This is a genomic window from Clostridium vincentii, from assembly GCF_002995745.1.
Lineage (GTDB): Bacteria > Bacillota > Clostridia > Clostridiales > Clostridiaceae > Clostridium > Clostridium vincentii.
Window position 1 is genome coordinate 1 of the sequence record NZ_PVXQ01000023.1, and the last position, 16229, is coordinate 16229.

The following is a 16229-nucleotide window of genomic DNA, read 5'->3' on the forward strand; positions in this document are numbered from 1 at the left end:
AATGATCCAGATTTATTTAAATCACTATTTCCATGGAGTAATCTTCCTGCTGAATGCTATTTAAATAAAAAGGATTGAAAATAAGCGGTTAATGACTGTCAACGTGACGAGTTATTAACCGCTTACAAATAAACACACATACCGTGAATCTCATTTTATCAATTAAATCCATTAAGCCTAAAAATACGTAACCAGCTCCTGCTACTAATTTATGGTATACTTATACCATGAATTTGAAGTATAAGAGGTTCATGTAAAACAACAAAAAACCAACCTTTCAGTCAGTCTTAAAAATTATTTATAGTATAAATAATCCTAACTTTCTGTTATTATTTATAACATAACTGTATTTAAAAGGAGATAGAATATGATTTACATATTATATTTATTAGCACTCATTACCATTTATACAATAAGTTTTTTAAAAAGTAAGCATTACTTGGAATTACGTATTCAGAAAATAATGATTAGAATATATTCAATAAGTATAGTTGTATTTTCTATTATAATTACTATACTTGCAGTAAATCAGCATTACGAAATAAAGTTAAATTTATTAGTCGGTGCTTTTGCTCTTTTTCTTGGCGTAATTCCTTGTAATATATTTAATTCATTAGTAATGGCTATTAAAAATTCTAAAGATAAGAATTAAAACATTACTTAGCAATTTTCTTTAAATATTCAATAAGGGAAACCTCAAATGGCTTCTACCACAATTTTATCTATAATCAATATTCTATGGTTTCTGCGTAATTAATCCTGTGTTGCTAATACTTGGAACTCATATACATATAAAAATACTTAACCATATACACAAAAACACCCCTCCTAGTGAAATTGAGTTATAATCAATTTCCAACTAGGTAAGGGTGTTTTTTATTATTTTAGAATAAGAATTTATTCAGCAAATAATGGAGTTGATAGGTATCTTTCACCAGTATCTGGTAATAATACTACTATTAACTTTCCAGCATTTTCTTCTCTTTTAGCAAGTTCAGTTGCAGCATATACTGCAGCGCCTGCAGATATTCCAACTAATAATCCTTCGCTTCTTGATAATGCCTTACCTGTAGCAAAAGCATCTTCATTTTCTACTGCGATTATTTCATCATATATCTTAGTATTTAAAGTATTTGGAACAAATCCAGCTCCTATACCTTGTATTTTATGAGGTCCAGGATTTCCTCCAGCAAGCACTTGTGATCCAGCTGGTTCAACTGCAATTATTTTAACATTTGGGTTTTTAGATTTTAAATATTCTCCAACTCCAGTAATAGTTCCACCAGTTCCAATACCAGCTACAAAGATATCAACTTTTCCATCTGTATCTTCATATATTTCAGGGCCTGTTGTAGCTCTGTGAGCTGCTGGATTTGCTTCGTTTTCAAATTGATGTGCAATAAATGAATCCTTTGTTTCTGCTGCAATCTCTTCAGCCTTTGCTATAGCTCCCTTCATTCCCTTTGCGCCTTCAGTTAACACAAGCTCTGCACCATATGCCTTTAATAAGTTTCTTCTTTCAACACTCATTGTCTCAGGCATAGTTAATATTACACGGTATCCTCTAGCTGCTGCAACTGATGCTAAACCAATTCCAGTATTACCACTAGTTGCTTCTATAATTACTGAACCCTTCTTTAATAATCCCTTTTCTTCAGCATCATCAACTATAGCCTTAGCTATTCTATCTTTAACACTTCCTGCTGGATTAAAAGATTCTAACTTTCCAATAAGAATTCCTTTTAAGTTGTTATTTTTGTTATAATTAGATAATTCCACGAGTGGTGTCTTTCCTATAAGTTCTGTTATATTTTTATAAATCTTTGCCATTTTAATTTCCCCCTTAGAATTTTTTCTTTCTTATATGTTTACTATGGTATTAGTATATTCTTACCAGTATCTTTTGTCAACACCTTTTATTTCTTTTTTTGCATCTATATATATATGCTTGATTTATATCAAACTAGTATACTAAAATCGACTATGAGCTAAATAATTATATTTTTTTAGCGTCCTCTCATACCACTGTTCATACCGTTCGGTACAGGTTGGTTCATTAAAAATTAATGTGTCTTTTGATATTGGGTCTGAATTCATTTTTCCTTTAGTGCACGCCCATGTTAAACACACTAAAAAAACAGGACTAAATTTTACTTTAATCCTGCTTTTAACATAATATATTTCCTATTTTCTAGCGATTTCTATCTTTAATGTTTTTCCTTTAATAGTTATCTTTTTAAGAGCATTAAGAGCAATTTTTCCCTTGCCATTTAATATTTCAACATAAGATCCAGCATCTTGAATCTCTATTATTCCAATATCATCAACTGAAACGCCTTCTATATTAGAAATGGTTCCAACAAAATCTACAGCTCTTAGCTTTTTCTTTTTGCCACCATTAAAATAAATCTTAGTTATATCCTTATTAATGCTCTTAGCCTTTTCAACTTTCTTGCCACCACTTTTTTTAAGTAATGCAACAGCAACTTCTTCTTCAGCTTTATTTGTTTTTAATTCAAAGACTTCTCTCTCTTCAATTTCAAATCCAATATATTCATTAATTGCTTTTAAAAATCTATCTTCAAATTGTGTAACAAAGGTAATTGCCTTACCCTTCTTACCTGCTCTTCCGGTTCTTCCTATTCTATGTACATAAGCTTCCTTCTCTAGAGGGATATCAAGATTTATTACATGAGTTATCCCTTCAACATCAATACCTCTTGCAGCTACATCAGTTGCTATTAATATTCTAAAGTCACCTCTTTTAAATCCTTCCATAGCTTCGATTCTTTGCTTTTGAAGCATACCTCCGTGAATTTTACCTACTGAATATCCTAAAGCTCTAAGAAATTGATAAGCTAACTCTACATTCTCTTTTGTTTTACAGAAAGCTACTGCTGTATCTGGCTTTTCTTTAATTAAAAGCTTTTTAAAACACTCTAGCTTATCATCACCTCTAGATCTATATACGAAATGCTCTATCTCATTAGTTATTAAGCTTTCACTTTCAATCTTAATATTCACAGGTTTCTCCATATACTTTGAACAAAGCATTGCTACTTCATCTGGAAGAGTTGCTGAGAATACCATAGTTGTTCTTTTCTTAGGAATATTTTCAATTACGTCTTCAACTTGACTAATGAATCCCATATTAAGCATTTCATCAGCTTCATCAATAATTAAGTATTTAAGGTCCTTAGTATCAAAAGTCCCCTTGTCTATATGGTCAAGTACTCTTCCTGGAGTTCCAACAACAATATGAGTTTTGCTCTTAAGCTCCCTTGCTTGATCTCTAAATGGAGATTTTCCATAAACAGCAGTTGCTTTTAATCTCTTAAACCTTCCAATATTCTTAACATCCTCGCAAATTTGAATTGCAAGTTCTCTAGTTGGTGCAAGAATTAATGCCTGAGGAGAATTTTCCTCCCAACTTATCTTTTCGCATAAAGGTATAACAAAGGATGCGGTCTTTCCCGTACCTGTTTGTGCTTGTACTGTTAAGTTCTTACCTAATAACGCCTTTGGAATTACTTGTTCCTGAACTTTAGTCGGAATTGTATATTCTAAGGCTTCTAATGCTTTTACTATTTCCTCTTGTAAGTTAAATTCGTTAAAATTATTCATTCTTATTCTCCTTAATCTTTAGTCTATTTTCTATTATACAATTTATAATAATAAATGTCTTTAATATTTTATCAGAGGTGTATTATATATTATTCCTAAATTTATAAAAACCTTCATAATTTAAAAAAGGCTGTTGTCATGAATTATTTTAAAACTCATTTCTCAACACCCTTCTATAAATTAATTTGATATCTATAAGCTACTAGCATTCAATAAAATAGGAGCTACTTTTTCCTCCTTAGTCTCCCCCCTCATTAATGCTAATAAGGAATGGGATACTACCCTAACTAAAATACTAATAAATTGTAAATCTCTCTTTTTATCACTTTTATTGTTATTATAAATGATATGCATATCTTCAATATAAACTATTATATCTTGAAAAGTTCTAAGCTTAACCTTTGTATCCTCCTCAAATTCTTTCCATATATCTTTAAGTTTATTCCAAAATATTATTCTTTGAAGTTGCTCATATATCTCATGTTGAATAATTGAATCCGTATACCCATCATTGTGTGGAAAAGTAAAGAAGTCACATAGATAGTGAGTCATAATTCCAAATTTAATGGACTTAGATCTAATACTTAATTTGTGGCTTTTAAGAAGTAACTCTTCCATTAACTTCAGCACATATTTCCAGTCTTTCTTTTTTGTATGCATAGATAATCTAAGCTGTGGACTTAAATCAGGTAGTATATTCCCATAAATAAAATATCCTATGCTAATATCCTTATAATCTTCTTTAAGTTCTTTTCCTAAAACATACCCTAGTTTTCCATGAAGCAAAGTATCCATAATTAATCCACTCCCCGGCTTTTTCTTTTATTTTACATCTAGCAAGTTAAGAGCGAATTATGGTTAGGTTAATAGTTTATTCTCTTCCATTTTTTAAAACTTCATCCATTGGAATACTTAATATCTTTCTTTTAGAAATTGCTTTTGTTAAAGTGTACATTGTCTCTAGTATTATTAATACAATTAGCATTGATAATGGAGATATTATAGCTTGTAATGAGAACTCCATATCTTTTGTAACTTCTGCAAACATGGCTGATATTGCTACTTTACTTAATGGTATTGAAATTAAATATCCAAAAACAATAAGAATATCATTAATATTTAATATTGTTTTTGATAATCTTTTATCATCGTATCCCATTATCTTAAACATAGATATATTAAGTCTGTTCTCATCTATGACCATAGTTATTATTACATATATTAATGCAATTCCAATGAGAGCTGCAATTACTCCAATCATCCACATTATAAATTTCAAAGGACTTATCATACTTTTAATTCCATCCACCATTGCAGTTTTACTTGTACTACTTGCAAGCTGTCCTTCTTGAAATTCAATTTTCTCTTTAGACACTATTCCTATATAGCTATCTTTAGGGATTTCTGTTTCCCTATAAAGCGTTTCTAGCGATATATATAACTTGTCTCCTAGGAATGAATTAGCTATCTTCTCTATCTCAATTTCAAAAGTTGAATCTTCAAGTTCACTTTTAAGCTTAAGTGTATCCCCTTCTTTTACCCCTAATTTCTTAGCTAAGGATTTAGAAACAATATTTTTATCAAAGGATAAAACTTCTCCTTCTGCATCCTTTAATACTAATAGAGTGCTATCCTTTTCCCTTGCCTCTAAAGTATATTTTATCTCCTCATCATTATTGTTAGATGACATAACAGGCAAATTCCAAAATTTCTCTCCACCTCTGTTTTCAATACTCATATTTGAGAGCATATAAAGATTATCAAACTTATATGAATCTTCATATCCTTGTTTAACAATTCTCTCCATAGAATCATTCATAACAAAAACGAAGAATAATAACATAGCTGAAAATACAATAGCACTAATTGTTAATGCAGTTCTCCATAAATTTCTTAAGACCTCTTTAATTTTATACTTCATTGAAAAACTTAAACCTTTTAGAGGTATTTTTCTTTCTAAGAAACTTGGCCCTTCCTCCTTCAATTTTCCTTTCATCAGATCCACTGCGGAATGATTTAACGCTCTTGATATTACTATAAAGTTTATTGGAGCTATAATTATTATTGGAATTAATATAGATAATACTATTATCTTGATATCTGGATCAACTATAATAATCGGCAGATTGTATTCTACTGATAAAGCTGCCTTTATTGAATTTGCTAGCATTACTCCAGGTATTTGTCCTAGCAAGGCTCCTATTAATGATACTAAAATTGGATAAACCATGTAATGTTTTGTAAGAGTTGCTTTCGTGTATCCAAAGGCATAAAGAGTTCCAAGCTCTGTAAGTTCATTCTTTACAAGTCTCCATATAACTATAGAAATAAGTAAGCTCACTAGTACAACTACGACAATTGGCAGATACTGACCCAAGGCAAACATTCCATTTATATCTCCATCAATGGCATTAATCTTTGTGTTATTTTTTCTTTCAACCCAGCTTAATGCAAAATAATTTTCCTTTATATACTCCTTAAATTCACTCTCATTATCTTTATTTAATCTTATAGAATAACCTATGCTTGGACTATCTATCTCCTTAAAATCTTCTTCAGAAATAAAAGCTACCCCAAAGGTTTCTTTATTTGAAAATAGAGATGTATTATTTTCTAGCATATATATATAATCCGGAGTAGCAGACTTCCCATTCAAATTGTACTCTTCTCCATTTATATCAATGGAATCACCAATGTTTTTATTATTCTTTAAATAAAAATCATTGTTTATTACTATATCCTTTGATTTAGAAAGTGCTTCCCCTTCTGTTATTTGAACAAGATTAATATTTTTTCTTTCTTTATATATTCTTAAAGTAACCTTATCTAATACCTTAACGTCCTTCCATTCCATTTTCTCAATATTCAAATCAAACATGTTTTCTAGAGGCTGCATATCGGAAATTGGTAAAGCAGTTGTAAAGTAAGCATCCTCCACTTTATAATCATCTTTAAAGTTTTTGATACTATCTTTAATTACAGGCCCACCAATATTAAACATAGTAAATAGTCCTGTAGATAAGATTAAAAGGGCAATTGCAACTATATAGGTAGTTTTATGAATTTTGATATTTCTTTTTATCTTCCTATTTAATATCATTACCAATCAATCCTTTCCGGAGAGATTACATTATCATTAATCCTATTTTCAGTTATTTTGCCACTTTTTAATTTGATAATCCTATTTGCCATTTGAGCAATAGCATTATTATGGGTAATGATTATAACAGTAGTTTTGAATTTCTTATTAACTTCCTTTAAAAGAGTTAATATTTCCTTTGAACTTTTATAGTCTAATGCTCCTGTAGGTTCATCACAAAGTAATATTTCAGGATTTTTTACTAAAGCTCTGGCAATTGCTATTCTTTGTTGTTGACCTCCACTAAGTTGTTTTGGAAATTTTCCTTTTTGATCTAATACTCCTACAGCTTTAAGAACATAATCTATCTCAAAAGGTTTTTCTGAAATGTCTGAAACCACTTCTATATTTTCTTCAACTGTTAAATTAGGAATTAAGTTATAAAACTGAAATACAAATCCTATTTTAGCTCCTCTATATTTAGTTAATTCTTTATCACTAACTTTTGAAATATCTTTACCATATATATTTACTTCTCCGCTATCAGCCTTATCTATTCCCCCTATTATATTTAAAAGGGTTGATTTTCCTGAACCTGATGGACCAAGTATAACTACAAATTCTTCCTTGCTAATTTCTAAATCAATATCTTTCAATGCATAGAAAAGTGCAGCTTCTTCACCATAATGCTTATTTAATCCTTTTATATTTATCATTTCAAATCCCCCCATTCACTCTATGACTAATTAATTTATTAAGTCATAGATTCATTATAGGTTATATTTTCCACTTTGTAAATACTAATTGGATATTAAAAAAAATCCTAAAGAGATTTTATCTCCTTAGGATTTTGTAATTTTCCCTACATTATTTCCGAGTTGCTTTTATTGAAGTATAAATCATATGGCCAATTCCAGAAATAACAATAATAATTGCCAGTATATATCCGATTCCAAAGCTATTCAAAGTAATTATTTCTATATTTTTTGCTACTATTCCTACTACAACTAAAATAGCAATAATAAATAAATATCCTAAAAGAAATATAACATTATCTCTTTTCCTCTTTTTTCTTCCAGATGAACTTTTAGCAATAAAATTAAAAACACCTATAGCTACAGCAAAGGCCACTATAAAAGTCATTATTGGCGCTAATGTTAAGCTATATTTTACCCCTAATATGTCCTTCAACGAACTAATCTGCCCATAGGGGAAATTTGAGACAATATCAAGTGCGATAAAAAATATTAATCCACCTATTACTATAGGGATATAACTTTTCAAATTTTTAAGCTCATATCCTTTAACACCATCTTTATAGGAAGCGATTATATCTTTACAAAAAACCTGATAGTCTCCTATTACCTCGTATAAATCTTCTCCTCTATCTTGAGCGCTTAAAAGAATGTCATTTATATCGTTTATTGCTTCCTCTGCATCTTCTTCATTTAATTCAACCCTAATGTAGCAAACAATATCAGTTACTAAATCCTGATATTTTTCTTCAACCTTCATCATATTTTCATAATTAGTTTTTATTTCATTTTTTATTTTACTCATTTTAGTTTCCTCCTTCATAATTCTTAAAAACTCCATCAACAAAGTCTTTGAATTCTAACCATGTACTATGAAATTCTATAAGTTCTTTTTCACCCTCTTCTGTTAATGAATAATATTTCCTTTGGGGTCCAAAGGGGGATTCTTTTTTTTCTGACTTTAAACTGTTTCGTTTTTCCAATCTAGTTAATATTGGATAAATTGTTCCTTCAGTACATTGTCCAAATCCAAAGCTTCTCATTTCTGTTACTACTTCATATCCATAAGTCTCTTCTTTATGTTTAACAATTTTTAAAATGCAGCCTTCTAATACTCCTTTTAAAAGCTGTGATTTATTTTGCATATAGTCCTCCTTACTATGCAATACATAGTAGTAATTTCAAAAAAACTTCTCTCTACTTTGTAATACATAATAGTCTAATTTTTAAGTAGGTACTATGTTTTACATAGTACCTACTTAAATAATATATTCATTTCTATTATATGTCAATAGCTTTTGTGATTTTAGTTATATTGGAAATTTTGAGCATATAAGAAAAGTTACTATATATATTAATAAATTCAAATGTCCCTTACTTTTTAGAATATTTAAATTGAATAAATATTCTCATTATAAATTTTAATAAATTTACTAAAAGAAAATATAAACCCGCATATTTAATAGAAAATACCTGGGCATAAGTTAAAGAACTTAATATTAATAATAAAAATCCTACTATTAAAGAACTAATTTTGTAAGCTGTTATAAATCCCTTCTTATTTTCAATTTTACTATTTGATTTTAAAGCATATTTATACATATCGAAATTTGTTTCTGTTCTTGTTATTGCATAAAGAATAATGCACAAACCGACGATACCTATTAATAGTATAAATATATTAATCATAATACCACCACCCCTCTTAGTTTATAGTGATTCTGAACCTAGATATTTATACAATTTCATCATTATTTTACAGGGTCTAACGTCGACTAAATGTTAACTATATAATTTACAATAGATTTAATTTGAGTCCGGATAACTTTTTCTATAACTGACACTCCAATCTGCTTTTTATGAATAAGACTAAAAAATATTAACCTTACCATTCCCATAATATATTCTATATCTAGAGTATTAAGATTCATCATATCCTTAACTGGCTCAAAAAATTCAACTATATCTTCTCGATCCTTATTAAGATGTTTTTCCATTTCATTATCAGGTAATTTTTTCATTATATTATCTAATTCCCCACAGTTTATAATATCTATTATTTCTACAATCTTATCACTACAGATAAACTCATAAATATTATTTACTATATCATCTTTAAAGTTACTTCTATCCTTTGGAAATACAGAAGCGAACTCACTTTTTACTTCCTTCTCTAAGACTTCCATTAATTTGAAGAAGAAAACCTCTTTAGATGGAAAAAAAGTGTAAAACGCTCCCTTTGAGATTCCAACTTCCTTAGCTATATCTTCAATAGATGTTTTTTTGAATCCAGACTTAGCTATACTAAGCGATCCAACTTCTATTAGCTTTCTATATATAATTTCTTTTTCTCTATCTGTGAACGCTTTTCCCATATAACTGCCTCCATATTTAGAACTCTAAAGTATCTTTTGTTCATATATGTATTATACAATAATATTAATTTACAATCAAAAAGATTCATAGCATAATACTATGAATTTTTTTCAATATACCAAGTTTTATTATTTATTTTTATTCTTTAACAAAATCTCTAAGTTTAAATGTTCCCGCTGTAAAGAGTACTGCTGAAGCTAGAATTAGTACTACAATTCCAACTAAAATTTGATCTCCACCTGCAATTTGCATTAACCAATAAAATGGTGATATTAAAGTTACCTTAGTAAGTATTTCAGGTGCATTTGAAATATCCATTAAATTTGATCCTATCATAGCAAGACCTATTGACACAATGGCTAGCATAATTACAGCAAAACCTGCTATAGCAGGATTTTTCAGCCACCTTGTGGCTACAATAACTATAGATGTACAAATTAGACTGCATAACATTATAATCAAAAAGCTTAAAGGAATATTTACATTTTTAAAGGATATAACTGCATTTACTATTATAAAAGCTAGTGAACTTAAAATCCATTGAATTAGAAAGCTTGCAACAAATATTCCTCCAAGAATTTGTCGATCTGAGTTAGGTGTAACTATGCTTCTTCTTAAAACTTTAGCAGCCTTTAGTTTTAAAATATTATCAATAATGAATGAAGAATCTAAAAGCATAAAATAACATATCATAAGTAACGATGCTAGAAACTTCTCTTTATCAGACTCTTCTTCCTTTTCAATTACAGTTTCAATGTAACTATTACTTAACCCAACCTCTGTCTTTTCTTCTAAATCCCCTTTAACAAAGGTATCTATAATACTTTCTGCTTTTATTGATCCTGCCTGCTCTTCTTTTTTGTAGCAACTTATCTTTGGAATTTTTCTTTCTTGAAGTAGTTGTGAGAAATCTTCATTTATCACATACATTGCTCCTACTTCATTATCTTTTATGGGTCCCATATTATCTTCAAGAGTCCCTTTATATTCTTTTACATTATATTCTTCTGAAAGTTTATCTATTAAGCTAATCGAAATCTCTGAGTTATCATTATTAATAACTCCAATTTTCTCATCTGATCCATGCTCAAAGCCAAATATACCTAATAATATTAATGTTGGGAATATAAATCCCATTATCAGAATCATTGGATTCTTTAAATATTGCTTCATTTGAATAATGGTAAGTTGTATTAAGCGCATTTCTTTGCCCCCTTACTTAAACTTTCTTTTATCACAACTATTGTAAATAGTAGTAATGAAACTCCTATAATTATTAATAGCTCAGTTTTTACCTCTGCAATATTTCCATTTAAATTAAACATCTCAAGAGCCTTAGAAATATAGTGGGTAGGAGCTAACTTTGCTATTACATTTACTTCTTCTCCTGTGAACATTTCCATTCCTATAACAGGCAAAATAAACAAAGCCATTCCAACTACTTTTCCATATACTTCTCCAAACAAATAATAAACAAATTTACTTAAAGAACTAATTAGAGCTGCAGCAGTTGTGACTATTGCAATTAGACTTAGAGGATTACCCCTAAAGGCTATTCCAGCAAATCTAAAGAACGTGGTATAGCAAAGTACTATTATAAATGAATAACAAAACAATGCTATATAATCATATATAAAATACCTTACTCGACTTATAGGCGTAGCTTTAATCCTCCTATCTAAGTTTTTAGAGATATCCGTATAACTTCCCTGAATAAATGTAAGTATCAACATACTAATTACAAAGGCACTCATGCTTGAAGCCATTATTTCATAAGAATTCATATCTTCTTTAGAATCAATCATTGTATTTTCTATGATCTTTGCTGAATTAATTTTATTTAATTCTTCTAAATTACCTCCAGATATGGACATATAAACATTTTTATGATAATTATCAAGGATTACCTTTAAAGTACTTATAACCATATGGCCATCTTCTTTTTCGATTATTTTAATTTTATTGTTCTCCTGGGCTAGTACACTTTCTTCATAACCTTTTGAAATTATTAAATCCGCATCTCCATCATCTGTTACTTTAATTAATTCATTAATATCTTCACTTTTTAAAAAATCAATTAAAGCCAGTGAAGAACTACTATTATCTTCATCCATTACCTTAATATCAAGCTGCTTTAGTTTTAATGGATTCTCGCCTATACTATCATTTAAGAACCCCATAAAGCCAGCTAATATTACAGGGAAAAGAATAAACATAGATACTGTAGCTACTCCATTTTTAATCATTCCTTTAAATGTTATTTTTAAATGCATAAAAAGTTTCATATTGTCTCCCCCTAATCCCTTAAAGTTTTTCCTGTTAGATTTAAGAATACATCCTCAAGCTTTGGCTCTTCATAGCTTATTTTTTTAATATCTATTTCTTCGGCTTCCAAAAGAGTTAAACATCCAGCAAGCTTAAAATTATCATCTATAGTTAAAGTAATCGCATCCCTTGTATCTGTTACCTTAATAACACCTTTAATCTTTTCAAGCTTTAATAAACTTTCAGCCTTTATATAATTTGCTTCAATAACAACCTTATTATTAGGAAATACAGAGGCTTTAACCTCGTTTCTATTTCCATAGGCTACTTCCTTACCTAAATCCATAATGAAAACTCTTTCACAAAGTTCCTCTACTTCCTCCATATAATGAGAGGTATACATTACTGTAGTTCCCCATTCCTTGCCTATCCTTTTCACAAAATCAAATATATGCTGCCTTGACTGAGGATCTACCCCAACAGTTGGTTCATCTAAAATTAAAACCTTGGGATGGTGCATAATTGCTAAGGCTAAATTTAATCTTCTCTTCATACCACCTGAATATTTCTTTACCTTTTCTTTCTTTTTATCAACTAATCCTGTTACCTCTAAAGCTTCCTTCATTCTTTCTTTTAATAGTGCCCCTTTAAGACCATATAAAGCTCCAAAATATTCTAAGTTATCCTTTGCATTTAGTTCCTCAATTAAAGCTAGTTCCTGGGGTACAAATCCTATACAAGCCTTTGATTTTAAGGAATCTTTCACGGCATCAATACCACAAACCTTGATTTCACCACTATCTGGTGCTAAAATATTTGTTATTATATTAATTAAAGTGGACTTCCCTGCTCCATTTGGTCCTATAAAGCCAAAGATTTCTCCCTCTTTAACCTGAAAACTAACGTTATCTAATACAAGTTTATCATTAAATCTTTTTGATACATTTTTTACTTCAACTGCATACATATTAAAAACCCCCTAAAGATTATCTTACTATTATAATAAGATATTCCAGGAGGTTTTAACATATCTTGGAGTCACTACTAGGAATGACTTAAGCCACTATTCCATTTTTAAATGCAAAAATAGCTACTTGAGTTCTATCCCTAAGTGCCAGTTTTGCAAAAATACTTGTAATATTATTTTTTATTGTCCCTTCTGAAAGAAATAACTCTTCTGCTATCTCCTTATTAGTAAATCCTTTAGCAATTGCTTCTATTATATTTACTTCCTTTTCAGATAAATTGAACTTTTCTATGTTTTTCTTTTTAAAATTAGATCCATTTTCTACTATAAATTCTTTTGCTACCTCTGGATGTATTACCATGTTACCCATATAGGCACTTTTAACCCCTTCATAAATCACTTCATAGGAGCTATCCTTTAGAAGATATCCAAAGGCACCATATTTCAAAGCATCTTGAATATATTCCTTGTCTTTAAAGGTAGTAAGAATTAAGACTTTAATTTTTGAGAACTGCTCTTTTATTAGTCTTGTTCCCATTACTCCATCACATTTTTTCATTCTAATATCCATAAGAACTATATCTACAGGAGTTCTTTTACAAATTTCTAGTGCTTCATACCCATCTTCTGCTAATGCTACAACCTCTATATCTAGAAAGGTGGACATCATTATTTTGATACCTTCTCGTATAAGTTTTTCATCATCAACAATTAAAAGTTTTATCTTATCCATCTATATCTCCCTCTCCCTTGGTACAACTACCTTTATGAAAAAGCCCTCATTTACAGTAGATTTCATATCTACAAAACCACCCATTTCCATAGTTCTTTCTTTTATCCCTCTTAATCCTAAACCACTTTCAACTATTTTATCTACACCATTACCATTATCTTTCAAGGAAATTACAAATTCATCTTCTACAAAATTCATAACAACATTGACTTTAGTTGCTTTACCATGTCTTAAAGCATTAGACAATACCTCTTGAGTTATTCTATAAAGATGTTGCAATTGCTTAGTACTTAAGTTCCATTCTCCCTTTGAAATTATAGTCTTTACCTTTATTCCAGATAACTTTTCAAAACTTTTACAAGCTTCTTGAAGTCTAAAAAGCCCTTGATAATTCTCATATTTGTCAGGTTTTAGTTCATTAACTGCTCTTTTAACATCTTGAAAACTTTCATTTATGAATCCCCTTAGACTTCCAGCCATATCTCCCATGATTTTACTTTGTGTATCTCCTAAGGATTCCATGGCTGAGAGCTGAATCATGGCAGTTGATAGTGCATGTCCTACGCTATCGTGTATATCTCTTGATATTCTATTTCTCTCTTTTAGAAGAGTAAGCTGTTCTACAGAATCTGCGTAAGTCTCAAGTTCTTCATTAACGTCTATTAGTTTTTCCTCTGATACCTTAAGCTTGTCATATAAATTTTGAGCATCCAATTTACTTTTATAAAGCTCTTCAATATAATAAAGAAATATATAAATTAAAGTTAATACCACTAGATTTGTTAAAGAAGTTCCACTTATTTCTGAATTAATTGCAACCGCAATAAAAACTAGCCCTAAAAGGCCCATCCTTAATATTTTAGCTCTTATTGTATAAGTATCTATGATTATTCCTAATAGATAAAAAATTATATTTCCCCCAAAGAAACTGTGTACTATTCCAATGGATATTATTTCTAGAACTAAAGATAATATCATAAGCATCTCATTTTTTATATAATAAATTCTAAGATGATTATTTAATGTAAGAAATAATACAAATATAACTGCAATATATTTTATATCATTATTATTTATGAATATTTCCATAAATAATACTATTATAGAAATGTATCTTATACTTAATAATTCTCTACTTTTATTCATAATTTTCTCCCTGCTTTTTCTTGTTTATGCAAAACAATTTACTATTCCTTGGCTAATTCCATCTACTATTTTCCCATGATTATTTGCATTAATCAAATATGCTTCATCTCCACTATTAGATAGAAAACCCATTTCTAAAAGTACCACAGGCACCTTTGACCAGTTAAAGCCTGTCATGGTATCACTTACTACTAAGCCCCTATTATTTAGAGGATTAACTGAAGTATAAGAATTTAAAATAGTTTGTCCATATTTGCTGCTAGTTTGTGAAATAGCACTTGTGTATTGATTATTTGCAGCAGGGACTAACATTGAAGCTCCCTTTGCACTTGAGTTATCAAAAGAATCTGCATGTATTCTAATAACAAGGTCTGCGTTAGCATTATTTCCAACTTCTGCCCGTGCAATATTTCCCATGCTTTGATTTATGTTTGACTTAGTCATAATAACTGTAAAACCACGTTTCTCTAAATCAACCTTTAATAAATCTGCTATTTGTTGATTTAATAGATATTCTCCATATCCAGCATTAGTTGAGAAAGCACCGCTTACATCCTTTGCCTTCATAATTGTTGAGCCTGGAGCTTGTGCCTCTGTCCCTTGAGCAGGATTTAGAGAATGTCCTGCATCTATTACTATAACTCGTCCTGTCTTAGCCGCTTTAGTTTCAGATTTAACTACTGTATCCCTTTGAGCTGTTTGTGTCTCTACTTGTGTTGTCTGAACTTCCTCTTTGATAACCACTATTGTTTTATCTATAGAATTTGAAGCGCCCCCCAAGGTTTTAGCCAAAGTCAATGTTAATGTAGTTTCATCATTTTGTGCTACTACAAAGGTTTCATCTTCTACTTTGGGATTTTTAAAGTAGAAGATCATTATTAAACAAATAACTGCTACTATTCCTAGGGTAATTATATTTCTCCTTTTAGTTGATTTAGTTCTCTTCATTGCTCTCTTCATTGTTCTTCCTCTCTACTGTTTTTCTAAATTATATTCTATATATAAGTGTAAACTGAAAGGGAAATTTGTCAATAAAAAAAGTACAAAAGCATTACTGCTGATGTACTTTTTTTATTTCATATATTTATTAACTAGCTCATAACATCTAGCCTTAGTAGTCGCAGCTAATGATGATGTATATGCTAATTATTCTGCTGTTCCTCCCTCAAATTCTAAGGATGCCTTTTTTGCATTAGCGTCCTTATCCTTTATCCATTGGGACTCTTCCTTTTCTAAATTACTCATGTCATTTGTAGATAATTGAGTTTTAAGTACACTGTATAT

Annotated in this window: 17 protein-coding genes; 1 reads left to right on the forward strand and 16 read right to left on the reverse strand. The window is 29.7% G+C overall.

Annotated elements, in window-relative coordinates:
• The first annotated feature begins 367 nt into the window (after nt 1-367).
• Entirely contained in the window at nt 368-652 is a 285-nt protein-coding gene (locus CLVI_RS10735) for a hypothetical protein (protein ID WP_106060133.1), read from the forward strand.
• Between the two features lie 245 nt (nt 653-897).
• On the opposite strand, the gene cysK is transcribed toward CLVI_RS10735, so the two are convergent.
• From cysK to CLVI_RS18065, 16 genes are all read right to left on the reverse strand, one after another.
• Nucleotides 898-1830, reverse strand: a complete 933-nt coding sequence (gene cysK / locus CLVI_RS10740; RefSeq protein WP_106060134.1) for a cysteine synthase A — start codon at nt 1828-1830, stop codon at nt 898-900.
• Between the two features lie 354 nt (nt 1831-2184).
• On the reverse strand, nt 2185-3624 hold the full coding sequence (locus CLVI_RS10745) for a DEAD/DEAH box helicase (RefSeq protein ID WP_106060135.1): 1440 nt from the start codon (nt 3622-3624) through the stop codon (nt 2185-2187).
• Between the two features lie 192 nt (nt 3625-3816).
• Nucleotides 3817-4419, reverse strand: coding sequence for a zinc dependent phospholipase C family protein (locus CLVI_RS10750; RefSeq protein WP_106060136.1), 603 nt, complete (start codon nt 4417-4419; stop codon nt 3817-3819).
• A 76-nt stretch (nt 4420-4495) separates the two neighbouring features.
• The gene (locus CLVI_RS10755; RefSeq protein ID WP_106060137.1) at nt 4496-6724 is read right to left on the reverse strand and encodes an FtsX-like permease family protein; all 2229 of its coding nucleotides are present in this window, start codon (nt 6722-6724) and stop codon (nt 4496-4498) included.
• A complete protein-coding gene (locus tag CLVI_RS10760; protein WP_106060138.1) occupies nt 6724-7419 on the reverse strand; it encodes an ABC transporter ATP-binding protein in 696 nt (231 codons plus the stop codon). The genes CLVI_RS10755 and CLVI_RS10760 overlap by 1 nt, the downstream gene beginning before the upstream one ends.
• 151 nt (nt 7420-7570) lie before the next feature.
• Nucleotides 7571-8263: an RNA-binding protein gene (locus tag CLVI_RS10765; protein WP_106060139.1), complete on the reverse strand. Its 693-nt coding sequence runs from the start codon at nt 8261-8263 to the stop codon at nt 7571-7573.
• A gap of 1 nt (nt 8264) precedes the next feature.
• On the reverse strand, nt 8265-8603 hold the full coding sequence (locus tag CLVI_RS10770; RefSeq protein ID WP_106060140.1) for a PadR family transcriptional regulator: 339 nt from the start codon (nt 8601-8603) through the stop codon (nt 8265-8267).
• A gap of 229 nt (nt 8604-8832) precedes the next feature.
• A complete protein-coding gene (locus CLVI_RS10775; RefSeq protein WP_106060141.1) occupies nt 8833-9147 on the reverse strand; it encodes a hypothetical protein in 315 nt (104 codons plus the stop codon).
• A gap of 86 nt (nt 9148-9233) precedes the next feature.
• Nucleotides 9234-9833 carry a TetR/AcrR family transcriptional regulator gene (locus tag CLVI_RS10780; protein ID WP_106060142.1) on the reverse strand — a complete coding sequence of 200 codons (600 nt, stop codon included), beginning with the start codon at nt 9831-9833 and terminating at the stop codon, nt 9234-9236.
• 139 nt (nt 9834-9972) lie between these two features.
• Nucleotides 9973-11037 carry an ABC transporter permease gene (locus tag CLVI_RS10785; RefSeq protein ID WP_106060143.1) on the reverse strand — a complete coding sequence of 355 codons (1065 nt, stop codon included), beginning with the start codon at nt 11035-11037 and terminating at the stop codon, nt 9973-9975.
• Nucleotides 11028-12119, reverse strand: a complete 1092-nt coding sequence (locus CLVI_RS10790; RefSeq protein ID WP_106060144.1) for an ABC transporter permease — start codon at nt 12117-12119, stop codon at nt 11028-11030. Before CLVI_RS10790 ends, CLVI_RS10785 begins: the two co-directional genes overlap by 10 nt.
• Nucleotides 12120-12130: 11 nt before the next feature.
• Nucleotides 12131-13066, reverse strand: a complete 936-nt coding sequence (locus CLVI_RS10795; protein WP_106060145.1) for an ABC transporter ATP-binding protein — start codon at nt 13064-13066, stop codon at nt 12131-12133.
• 88 nt (nt 13067-13154) lie between these two features.
• Nucleotides 13155-13799, reverse strand: coding sequence for a response regulator transcription factor (locus tag CLVI_RS10800; protein ID WP_106060146.1), 645 nt, complete (start codon nt 13797-13799; stop codon nt 13155-13157).
• Nucleotides 13800-14945 carry a sensor histidine kinase gene (locus CLVI_RS10805; RefSeq protein ID WP_106060147.1) on the reverse strand — a complete coding sequence of 382 codons (1146 nt, stop codon included), beginning with the start codon at nt 14943-14945 and terminating at the stop codon, nt 13800-13802.
• 24 nt (nt 14946-14969) lie between these two features.
• On the reverse strand, nt 14970-15905 hold the full coding sequence (locus CLVI_RS10810; RefSeq protein ID WP_106060148.1) for an N-acetylmuramoyl-L-alanine amidase family protein: 936 nt from the start codon (nt 15903-15905) through the stop codon (nt 14970-14972).
• Nucleotides 15906-16091: 186 nt separating this feature from the next.
• Nucleotides 16092-16229, reverse strand: coding sequence for a lysozyme inhibitor LprI family protein (locus CLVI_RS18065; RefSeq protein WP_341458754.1), 138 nt, complete (start codon nt 16227-16229; stop codon nt 16092-16094).

Coding starts and splice junctions, on each gene's coding strand:
- CLVI_RS10810 (WP_106060148.1), bottom strand. CDS start 15,905: ATGAAGAGAGCAATGAAGAGAACTAAATCAACTAAAAGGAGAAATATA.
- CLVI_RS10770 (WP_106060140.1), bottom strand. CDS start 8,603: ATGCAAAATAAATCACAGCTTTTAAAAGGAGTATTAGAAGGCTGCATT.
- CLVI_RS10805 (WP_106060147.1), bottom strand. CDS start 14,945: ATGAATAAAAGTAGAGAATTATTAAGTATAAGATACATTTCTATAATA.
- CLVI_RS10765 (WP_106060139.1), bottom strand. CDS start 8,263: ATGAGTAAAATAAAAAATGAAATAAAAACTAATTATGAAAATATGATG.
- CLVI_RS10745 (WP_106060135.1), bottom strand. CDS start 3,624: ATGAATAATTTTAACGAATTTAACTTACAAGAGGAAATAGTAAAAGCA.
- CLVI_RS10790 (WP_106060144.1), bottom strand. CDS start 12,119: ATGAAACTTTTTATGCATTTAAAAATAACATTTAAAGGAATGATTAAA.
- CLVI_RS10780 (WP_106060142.1), bottom strand. CDS start 9,833: ATGGGAAAAGCGTTCACAGATAGAGAAAAAGAAATTATATATAGAAAG.
- CLVI_RS10750 (WP_106060136.1), bottom strand. CDS start 4,419: ATGGATACTTTGCTTCATGGAAAACTAGGGTATGTTTTAGGAAAAGAA.
- cysK (WP_106060134.1), bottom strand. CDS start 1,830: ATGGCAAAGATTTATAAAAATATAACAGAACTTATAGGAAAGACACCA.
- CLVI_RS10795 (WP_106060145.1), bottom strand. CDS start 13,066: ATGTATGCAGTTGAAGTAAAAAATGTATCAAAAAGATTTAATGATAAA.
- CLVI_RS10775 (WP_106060141.1), bottom strand. CDS start 9,147: ATGATTAATATATTTATACTATTAATAGGTATCGTCGGTTTGTGCATT.
- CLVI_RS10800 (WP_106060146.1), bottom strand. CDS start 13,799: ATGGATAAGATAAAACTTTTAATTGTTGATGATGAAAAACTTATACGA.
- CLVI_RS10760 (WP_106060138.1), bottom strand. CDS start 7,419: ATGATAAATATAAAAGGATTAAATAAGCATTATGGTGAAGAAGCTGCA.
- CLVI_RS10785 (WP_106060143.1), bottom strand. CDS start 11,037: ATGCGCTTAATACAACTTACCATTATTCAAATGAAGCAATATTTAAAG.
- CLVI_RS10735 (WP_106060133.1), top strand. CDS start 368: ATGATTTACATATTATATTTATTAGCACTCATTACCATTTATACAATA.
- CLVI_RS10755 (WP_106060137.1), bottom strand. CDS start 6,724: ATGATATTAAATAGGAAGATAAAAAGAAATATCAAAATTCATAAAACT.